Source organism: Mycobacterium sp. E3247, from assembly GCF_001667785.1.
GTDB lineage: Bacteria > Actinomycetota > Actinomycetes > Mycobacteriales > Mycobacteriaceae > Mycobacterium.
The window spans coordinates 1-719 of sequence record NZ_LZJG01000415.1; the positions used below are offsets into that span (position 1 = coordinate 1).

The window sequence follows — 719 nt, forward strand, 5'->3', positions numbered from 1 at the left end:
GCCTTGACGACGTTGCGCCCCACCGTCCACCGGTGCACCTCATCGGGGCCGTCGACGATGCGGCTCATTCTCGCCTCTGAGAGCCAGGCCGCCAACGGCAGGTCGTGGGTGTAGCCCAAGGACCCGTGTATCTGCAACGCCGTGTCGATCACCTCGATCAGCATGTTGGCGATATAGGTTTTGGCCATCGAGTTCTCGATGCGCAAGTCGAGCCCGCGTTCCATCTTGTAAGCCAGGTGCAGGATCATCAGCCGGGTGACGTAAAGCTTCTCGGCGCAGTCGGAGAGCATCCACTGGATTCCCTGACGATCAGCCACCCGTTTGCCGAAGGTGACTCTTTCACATGCCCGCGCGGCCGCCATGTCAAGCGCTGCTTGGGCTTTCGCGATGCTCCACATGCCGTGCCGCAGCCGGCCGTAGCCGAGGCGATGCTGGCCCATGGCAAAGCCCTGTCCAAGTCCGCCGAGAATGTTCTCGTGGGGGACAACGAGGTCGTTGATGCGCACTTCGGCGTGGCCCATCTGGATTTCGCCCTGGTAGGTGGGGATATCGGATTCGCCCATGATAGGGATATTGCGGACGATATCGAAACCCGCGTTGGGCAGCTCCACCAAGAAGGTGGTGTATTGCCGATGACGAGGGGCGTCGGGATCGGTCTTGGCCATCACCAGTGCCAGCTGAGAAATGGACGCCCCTGAGGTGTACCACTTCTCGCCGTT

1 protein-coding gene is annotated in these 719 nt (G+C 61.3%); it reads right to left on the bottom strand.

Features of this window, described 5'->3' with window-relative positions; genetic code table 11:
- Positions 1–719: acyl-CoA dehydrogenase family protein (locus tag A9X04_RS21570; protein ID WP_197509280.1), on the bottom strand; the 719-nt coding region annotated here is incomplete at both ends.